Genomic DNA, 2361 nt, shown 5'->3' with positions numbered 1-2361 from the left:
AAAATTTTTAAAAGTATAGCTTTATTAAGTGCACTCATTTTTAAGAGAAACAAGAAAAATTTATCTAGAAAATATTTTAAAAGCAAAAAACACAATGGCTAAACTTAAATACTTGATAAAAAAATGATGTTGCAGAGTAGAATCATCTATTCTGCAACATCACCTTTTTTTTATCAATTTTACCTTGTTAGGGAGAACCCTAAGACCCCAATAATTTATGATAAGGAGATATACTATGGATAATAGAAAAAGAAATAATCAACTAAAAATATATTTAACAGATGAAGAAAAGGAAGTTTTTGAAAAGAAAATGAGACTTGCTAATTGCAAAACTATGTCCCACTTTCTTAGAAAATGTGTATTGGAAAAAGAGATTTATGTTGTAGATTTAGAACCATTTAGAAACCTACAATGGCTACTTTCAAATGCAACAAATAACATAAATCAGATTGCAAAAGCTACTAATACAACGGGTGTTATTTACAAAAAAGATATTGACTATATGAGAGAAAAAATAGAAAAATTATCAAAAGAAATATGGCAGATTCATTCCCTACTTCTTAATAAATCAAAGGAAAGTTCTGGTGACTAATATGGCTATTACAAAAATACATCCTATAAAATCAACTCTAAATTTGGCAATAGACTACATTACTAAGAGTGAAAAAACTGATGAAAAAGTCTTGGTATCTTCATTCAAATGCCACCCATCTACAGCCCATATTCAATTTATGAAAACACGAGAAGACAATGATACTAAAGGAACAGTTTTGGCTAGGCATTTAATCCAATCTTTTCTACCAGGAGAGGTTGATCCTATAAAAGCACACGAAATTGGAATGGAATTATGTAAGAAAACTTTAAAAGAAGATTATGAATTTGTTCTTGCAACTCATATAGATAGAGAGCATATTCATAACCATATTATTTTTAATAATGTTAATTACAAGACTGGTAAATGCTACCAACCTAACAAAAAAACTTACCATAAAATTAGATGTCAAAGTGACGAATTATGTAAAGAAAATAAGCTTTCAGTCATTGATGAATATTATGAAGCTTACAAGAGAAAATATAAAACTGCTGGTAAATCTTGGTACGAGTATGACCAAAACAAGAAAGGAAATTCCTGGAAATTTAAACTACAATTTGATATAGATAGAATGATTAATAAGTCTAAATCTTTGGAAGAATTTTTAGAAAATATGGAATCTATTGATTATGAAATTAAGTTTGGTAAACACATTGCTTTTCGTCATAAAGATAAGCAAAGATTTACAAGATCGAAGACTATCGGAGAAGATTATACCGAAGAAAAAATCAAAGAAAGAATAGATTTAGCTATTAAAAACAAAACTAATACTATTAAAAAACGTGTAGGAAATGTTATTGATATATCTACTAATGAAAAAGCTCAATCCTCTAAAGGCTATGAAGTTTGGGCAAGAAAACACAATATCAAAACAATGGCAGATTCAATAATTAAACTAAGAGAACAAGGAATTAATTCAATTACACAACTCGATGATCTTATCAAAAAATCTGCTGATGACAGACAAAATCTGCTAGATAAAATAAAGAAAATTGAAGCTGAAGTGAAAAGTTTATCCCAAGATATGGAAAATATAAATACTATAAATAAGTATCGTGAAATCTATAAATACCATAAGAAAAACCCTGAAGATAAACAATTTACAGAAGAATATTATAGCGAACTTTCCGTCTATAAAACAGCCGCTAAAGAGATCTTAGAAAACCATAAAAAAATGCCAAACACAAAAGAAATATTAAGCAAACTCGATAAATTGCAAGAAAAAAAGAACACCCTTATGCAAGAGTATTCTAGTATAAAATCTAATATGACAAAACTATATAAAATTAAAAGAAATTATAAAACATATATAGGTATAAATATAGAAAGATAAAATATATAATCATTGTAAATCTATTTTAATGTATTCTATTGTAATACTATTGTGTTTTATATATTGCTTTGTATAATAAGAAATATACTGCTAATAAAAGGCTCTATAATATCTGTTGGGGAGTAAAATCTCTAACAGATATTATAGAGTCAACTTTTCACACTACCCTAAAAAGCAAGCCTATTGATTACTCTCGGTTTGTTTTGCCATTTGCTAATTTAATTACTCAGATAAGCAAATAACCTGAAATTAATTTCAGGTTATACTTGACTTCTGTTAGCAGGTTTTCATGTGAAAAAAATTATCAAAATTACGCTAAATTTAATAAGATAGGTTAATATCCTAACCTTTTATGACGATTACATCTACTTATTTTTATTATACTAACAACAACTAATAATGTATTTTATAATCTTAATCTAACAATCTAATTAGT

The 2361-nt window shown here is 26.9% G+C and carries 2 protein-coding genes; both read left to right on the top strand.

Features of this window, described 5'->3' with window-relative positions; all coding sequences use genetic code 11:
- Positions 1-235 precede the first annotated feature (235 nt).
- Positions 236-592: a plasmid mobilization protein gene (locus tag BQ5450_RS00010; protein ID WP_071125568.1), complete on the top strand. Its 357-nt coding sequence runs from the start codon at positions 236-238 to the stop codon at positions 590-592.
- Position 593: 1 nt separating this feature from the next.
- On the top strand, positions 594-1925 hold the full coding sequence (locus tag BQ5450_RS00005; protein WP_071125567.1) for a relaxase/mobilization nuclease domain-containing protein: 1332 nt from the start codon (positions 594-596) through the stop codon (positions 1923-1925).
- Positions 1926-2361 lie beyond the last annotated feature (436 nt).

Source organism: Peptoniphilus lacydonensis (genome assembly GCF_900106515.1).
Lineage (GTDB): Bacteria > Bacillota > Clostridia > Tissierellales > Peptoniphilaceae > Peptoniphilus_A > Peptoniphilus_A lacydonensis.
This window is presented reverse-complemented; position numbering and strand designations above follow the sequence as displayed.